The organism is Streptomyces sp. NPDC006265 (genome assembly GCF_040613555.1).
Classification (GTDB): domain Bacteria; phylum Actinomycetota; class Actinomycetes; order Streptomycetales; family Streptomycetaceae; genus Streptomyces.
The window spans coordinates 1-5,688 of the sequence record NZ_JBEXSH010000596.1 but is presented as its reverse complement, the minus strand read 5'-3'; the positions used below and the strand labels follow the sequence as shown (position 1 = coordinate 5,688).

Genomic DNA, 5,688 nt, shown 5'->3' with positions numbered 1-5,688 from the left:
GTGGCACTCCCTCCCCGGCCCGGGGCCCCGTTGACGACATGGCCATAGGATCGCGGAATGTCTTCGCAAGAGCCGGATGCCGTCTGGGTCCTGGAGGGGTTCAGCAAGGTGGACGACACCTTGCGCGTGGAGCATCCCATCAGCCGTGAGCAGGTGCTTCAGTTGCGGGAAGTGATCACACCGGCCGCTGACGATCCCTGGATGCTCTACTGCTATCCCGTACCCGTCGAGCTGTGGCCCGCGGTGGACGCGATTCTCGGGTGCGGGCCGCCCCATCCGGAGCTGGACTATCTGACGGGCGCCTACGCAGCCAGTTAGGCAGTCGCCACAACTGGCTTTCGGGAGCGTCGAGTTCGCCTGAACGACAGTCGACGACCTTGCTGGTGCGGCAGCTTGCGGACCAGCCCGTGTCAGGGCCCGGGGTGCAACTCCCTGCCAGGCAGCTTCCTGGCGTGGCCGGATGCGGACAGCGGGGGCGGCGGGGTGGTTTTCTCTTCTCAGCGGCCGGGAAGCGCGGGGAACGCGGAACGGTCCGGGGGAGCTGAAGCACCACTGGCTCCATGCGCATCGTCGCAAAGGTCCTGACTCACGCAGGGAACGGAGACCAGAAATGATCCGCATCACCAAGCGTTGTTCCGCCGCCGCAGTCGTCGTCGGCTCGGCCGTGCTCGCCACGCTCGCCTGGGCGGCGCCGGCTCAGGCCGCCGACCAGCAGGGGGTCGGCTCGGCCGTCGCCGCGCAGGTCGGGATCCCGGGCGATATCGTGCTGCCGCACCTGCCGGGTACGCCCGACGACTTCACCTGGACGCCGCTGCCCCTGGGCGGCGACGACTTCACCTGGACGCCGGGCCCGCTGCACAACCGTGACGACTTCACCTGGCACCAGTCGCCGGCCGACGGCCCCGACGACTTCACCTGGCAGCCCGGTCCGGTGGGCGAGCGGTGATCTCCACGACCACGACGGTGCCGGCGACCGCAGTCCGTCGGCCCACCGGCCAGGCCGTGAGCCGCCGTCAGATCCACTGGCGGCGGGCCGCCTGGACCCCCGCCTCGAAGCGGCTGGAGGCACCCAGGCGCTCCATCAGCTCGGCCATGATGCGGCGTTCGGTACGGACGCCGATGCCCAGGGCCCGGGCCACCGCCTCGTCGGTGAGGCCGGTGGCGAGGAGCTGCAGGAGTTTGCGCTCCTGCGGGGTGAGGCCCTGCGGGTCCTCGTCGGGTGAGGGGTGCTGATGGAACGGCGTCGCGTGTTCCCAGTAGGCCTCGAACAGGGCCCGCATGGCGAGCACCACCGGCCGGCTGTGGAACATCAGCGCCGCGGGGCCCGTCTGGCCGGGCAGGTTGGCCACGATGGCCGCGGTCGTGTCGATGATCAGCAGTCGCATCGGCAGGGTCGGCGACGTGCGGATCTCGCTGTTGTGCTCCGCCATCCACTGCGCGTGGGACCTCGTCACCCGGTCGTTGACGGCACTGTCGAGGTAGATCGAACGGAACCGTACGCCCCGGGCGAGCGCCCGTTCGTTCAGCGGCCGGGACGCCTCGATGGCCTCCTTGGTCAGGCCGCCCACGGGGTGGAAGACGAGGGACTCCTGCTGGCACGACTCGGCGAGGGCCTCCAGCCGGATGCGGATCTCGTCGACGTTGTCGAGCTGCTCGGTGCCGTCCGAGCCGGACCCGCCCGACGCCGTGTACTCGGCGGCGAGCGCGGCGAGTGCCGCCCGGTTCTGCTCGATGCGCTGCTGCCGCCAGGCCAGTTCGTCCTGTTCCCGCTGGAGCAGCACCTTCAGGCCGAGCGAGGGGTTCACCGCGCGCAGCGTGCCGGGTGAGTCGCCCGAGGGGGCGAGCAGGGACAGGTCCGACAGGCGCATGAGCGCCGCGTGCACATCGTCGGGGCCGATGTCGAGGAGCTCGGCGAGCTTGTCCGGATCATGCTGCTTGTGGAACAGGATCGCGCGGTACACCGCGAGGGTCTGCTGATCGAGCGGCGATACGTCGTCCACGTGGCGTCTCCCCCTTGAACCACATGTGAACCGCATGTCTGGACCGGACCGTCGCGCCGGCTCGAGAGCGAAGGCGCGGCACGGGGAAGCCGGCGCAGGTCGGGCGAAGATCCCCCGTAGATCGTTCACATATTGGCCACGTTACCCGCTCAGGAGTTCCGGTGTCGCACACAGTCGCACATGTACCACCGCCGTTGCACGGCTGTGTCGTCCTCGTCGTCGACGCCACCACCGGCGTCGGTCGGCGGGTCACCGGTCAGCTGTGCGCGCTGGGCGCCGCGGTCGCCGTGGTCGGCGCCGGGCACCCGGGGCGCGACGACGACGCCGCCACCAACGCGGCGTTCCTGTGCAAGGAACTGGCTGGAATCGGGCTGGTCGCACTGCCCTATCAGGCCGATGTGGAACGGCCGGAGAGCTTCGGCGCGCTGACCGGTCAGATCGCCGCCGACCTCGGCCCGGTCACCGCCAGTGTCGTGGTCGTGCCGTCCGCAAGCGGAGGCGAGGAACTGGCCCCGGCGTTCCGCGTGCTGTCGGGAGTCGTCGCGGCCTCCCTGCCGGCCGGCGCCGAACACATCGAGGTCGACGTGGGCCATGAGGGATTCGGTCTCGAGGAGGCGGCCCAGGCGGTGGTGGAGCGACTGGTGCGACTGCACGAGCGGTGGCGCACCCCCTCCCGCTGACTGACACCACCTGTCATGTTTTTCAGAGTCTTTGCCTTAGTCCTGCCGTACGGGGGTCGAGCATGTCGATACGCATAGTCCTCGCTGGTGATCACCAACTCGTGCTGGAGGCCTTCGCCGAGACGCTCAACGGCGTCGACGGGCTGGAGGTAGTCGGCCTGGCCACGTCGTACGACTCCGTCCAGCCGGCCGTGGAGCGGCACCGGCCCACGGTGCTGCTGCTGGGCGAGTCCACGATGGGCGGGAAGGCGCTGCGCGTCGCCACCGACGTACGCAGCCGGCATCCCCGGTGCGGGGTCGCGCTGATGGTCGGGGCGGCGACGTCGTCGGTGGTGGACCGGGCGGTGGCTGCCGGCGCGCTGGGCGTCGTGCCGAAGAACGCCCGGCTCCCCCAGCTCGTCACCACGCTGATGGGCGTCGCGGGCGGCTGTCTGACCGTCGACCCGTCGCTGCTGCGGCCGGTCTCCGTCGGTGAACAGTCCCTGAGTACGCGGGAGATGGACGTGCTGCGGCTGACGGCCGGCGGGGCGACGGTGAAGGAGATCGCGGGCGAGCTGTATCTCGCGGCGGGCACGGTGCGGAATCTGACGTCCGCCGCGATCAAGAAGCTCGGCGGGCGCAACCGGTTCGACGCGGCGCGTATCGCCGGGGAACACGGACTGCTGTGAGGGCGCGGCGGCCGGTGGGCGAACGCGCGCCGGCCCCGGCACGAGGGGTGCCGGGGCGGGGCGTTGGTGCCGTGCGAGCGCTGGTCGCTCTGGTGCGGTCGCTGCGGCGCTGGGTGTGCGGTGAGATGCCGGGGTCACTTCTCCAGGCAGAACTCGTCGATCGGGTAGCCGACATGGCGGTCGGCCGTGGGCAGGTGCCCGAGGATGGTGTCGCCCGGCTTCAGCTCCGTGGAGTTGAGGACGGCGGCGTTCGGGCCGAGGACGCGGACGTGCCAGTCGTCCTGGAGGATCAGGTTGACCGTCTGCCCGCTCGGGGCGACCGCGTCGATGGAGATCAGCGGACGGGTCTCGATCTTGACGCGACCGACGCTGACGGGCCGGGTGCGGCCCTTGACGTCGACGGCCAGCACCTTGCTGCCGGCGTGCAGTTCGCTGAGGTAGTGGGTGCGGCCGGCCTGCGAGACGGTGTACGAGTGCAGGGCGCCGGCGTTGACCCGGAAGGGGCGGGTCGGCATGTACGGCAGCGGGTGGGTCTCGCTGACGCACAGCACCATGCCCTTGGAGTGCGAGCCGACCAGGATGCCCTCGTCCTTGCGGAAGTGGGTCGTGGTGTCGACGCAGGCCCGCTCCCCCATGCCGATGTGCGTGGTCCGGGTGACGGTGAGTTCGACCAGGTCGATCTCGCCGCCGCGGGCGCTGGCGGCGGTGCGCAGGGCGGTGGCGTCGCCGACGGTGTTGGCCCGCATCAGGACGCCGTCCGAGCCCAGTTCCAGGACGCCGTAGATGATCTCGGCCTCCTCGGTGTTGGACGCGGTGGTGATGATGGAGCCGGGGGCGCCGGTGGCGGCGGCGATCACGATCTCCAGCGGGATCTTGGTGGGGTCGCGGAAGTCGAGCACGCTCCACGGCTCCAGGCGGGCCGCGAGGCAGGCGTCCTCCAGGGTGTCGGCGTCGACGATCTCCACGTAGCGGCCGAACTCGACGTCCGGGTGGGCCTCCTGGAGCGCGGCCCGCTCGTCGCGGGGGCCGGGGACGACGACCAGGTCGGCGGCGCCGAGGTCGGCGGGGACGGCGTCGAGCCCGTCCTCGAAGAGCAGGACCTTGCGGACCGTGGGCGGCAGGCCGGCGAAGGCGGCCGGGTCGGCGGCGACGATGCCGTCGATGCGCTGGTGCAGGGCCTCTTCGAGGACGGCCTGGGTGGCGGAGCCGGCGCCTCGGATGTCAAGCCAGCACAGTTTTACGTCCGTCATGATGCGGACCTCCTGTCGGGTGTGAGGTGTACGAAGGGTCGGAGAGGTGGTGCGTGAGGTCGAGCGGGGAGCCGGGCGCGCCGGCCGGGGCGTCCAGGTGATCGGGGGTCAGCCGCTCGGCCCGGTGGACGTCGGCCGGGAAGGCCAGCGGGGCGAAGTGCTGTTCCGGGAAGTGGTGGATCAGCCGGGCGACCTTGGCGGCGAGCTGCCGCGGGTCGGAGGCCTGGAAGATGTTGCGGCCCATCGCCACCCCGCCCGCGCCGCCGGCCAGGGCGTCCCGGACGTAGGCCAGCACGTCCTCCTCGGTGGGCATCGCGGGACCGCCCGCGACGAGGACGGGCACGGGGCAGGCCGCGGTCAGGTCGAGCATCTCCGCGGTCGAGCCGAGGAAGACGGTCTTGACCAGGTCCGCGCCCAGGTCGGAGGCGACGGTGACGGCGTGCGCCACCAGGTCCGGGTCGCGCGGGTCGGTGACCCGGGGGCCGCGCGGATACACCATGGCGAGCAGCGGCAGGTTCCACCGGTCGCAGGCGTCGGCGATCCGTCCGAGGTCGCCGATCTGCTGCCGCTCGTCGTCCGAGCCGACGTTGACGTGGACGCTCACCGCGTCCGCGCCGAGCCGGAGGGCCTCCTCGACCTGTGTCACCACGTACTTGGCGTCGGGGTCGAGCGCCTGGCTGGTGGACGCGTTGAGATGGATGATCAGCGACATCGCGGCGAACCGCTCCGGGCTGATGTGCCGGACGCTGCCCTTGTGCACGACGACCGCGTCCGCGCCGCCGGCGGCGAGCTGCCCGGCGAGGTGGTCGAGGCTGGTGCCCTTGGGAGCGACGGGCCCGTCGCTGATCGAGTGGTCGAGAGGGGTGATCATCAGGCCTGCCGTGCTGTGGCGGTAGAGCCGCCGCAGCCTCAGTGACCTGGCGAAGTGGCCGAATGCGGTCATGGGATGCCCTTTCTGTTGCGCGGATCGGTACGCGTACGCCGGTCGGTGGCCCGGCGGGCGTCTGGTCCGGCGGAGCCGCCGGGGTCGGGCGGACCGGCGCCGCCCGGCTCGGCGGGCGGCCCCGCCCCCCCGGGGCGGGGCCGCCCC

7 protein-coding genes are annotated in these 5,688 nt (G+C 71.6%); 4 read left to right on the top strand and 3 right to left on the bottom strand.

Going from position 1 to position 5,688, the window contains the following annotated elements:
- The first annotated feature begins 57 nt into the window (after positions 1–57).
- Positions 58–318: a hypothetical protein gene (locus ABZ281_RS34940; RefSeq protein WP_356662092.1), complete on the top strand. Its 261-nt coding sequence runs from the start codon at positions 58–60 to the stop codon at positions 316–318.
- A gap of 292 nt (positions 319–610) precedes the next feature.
- Positions 611–946 carry a hypothetical protein gene (locus ABZ281_RS34935; protein ID WP_356662090.1) on the top strand — a complete coding sequence of 112 codons (336 nt, stop codon included), beginning with the start codon at positions 611–613 and terminating at the stop codon, positions 944–946.
- Positions 947–1,013: 67 nt separating this feature from the next.
- On the opposite strand, the gene ABZ281_RS34930 is transcribed toward ABZ281_RS34935, so the two are convergent.
- Positions 1,014–2,000 carry a helix-turn-helix transcriptional regulator gene (locus tag ABZ281_RS34930; protein WP_356662088.1) on the bottom strand — a complete coding sequence of 329 codons (987 nt, stop codon included), beginning with the start codon at positions 1,998–2,000 and terminating at the stop codon, positions 1,014–1,016.
- Positions 2,001–2,161: 161 nt separating this feature from the next.
- Here ABZ281_RS34930 and ABZ281_RS34925 point away from each other — a divergent pair, with 161 nt between their 5' ends.
- Together ABZ281_RS34925 and ABZ281_RS34920 are read left to right on the top strand one after the other, a co-directional pair.
- Complete coding sequence (locus ABZ281_RS34925; RefSeq protein WP_356662087.1) at positions 2,162–2,680, top strand: hypothetical protein; 519 nt, start codon at positions 2,162–2,164, stop codon at positions 2,678–2,680.
- A gap of 62 nt (positions 2,681–2,742) precedes the next feature.
- Positions 2,743–3,348 carry a response regulator transcription factor gene (locus tag ABZ281_RS34920; protein ID WP_356662086.1) on the top strand — a complete coding sequence of 202 codons (606 nt, stop codon included), beginning with the start codon at positions 2,743–2,745 and terminating at the stop codon, positions 3,346–3,348.
- 134 nt (positions 3,349–3,482) lie between these two features.
- Here ABZ281_RS34920 and ABZ281_RS34915 read toward each other — a convergent pair whose 3' ends face one another.
- Together ABZ281_RS34915 and ABZ281_RS34910 are read right to left on the bottom strand one after the other, a co-directional pair.
- Positions 3,483–4,598 (bottom strand): 3-dehydroquinate synthase II, encoded by a 1,116-nt coding sequence (locus tag ABZ281_RS34915; protein ID WP_356662084.1) that lies wholly within the window; start codon positions 4,596–4,598, stop codon positions 3,483–3,485.
- Positions 4,570–5,541, bottom strand: a complete 972-nt coding sequence (locus ABZ281_RS34910) for a 2-amino-3,7-dideoxy-D-threo-hept-6-ulosonate synthase (RefSeq protein WP_356662082.1) — start codon at positions 5,539–5,541, stop codon at positions 4,570–4,572. Before ABZ281_RS34910 ends, ABZ281_RS34915 begins: the two co-directional genes overlap by 29 nt.
- Positions 5,542–5,688: the final 147 nt, after the last annotated feature.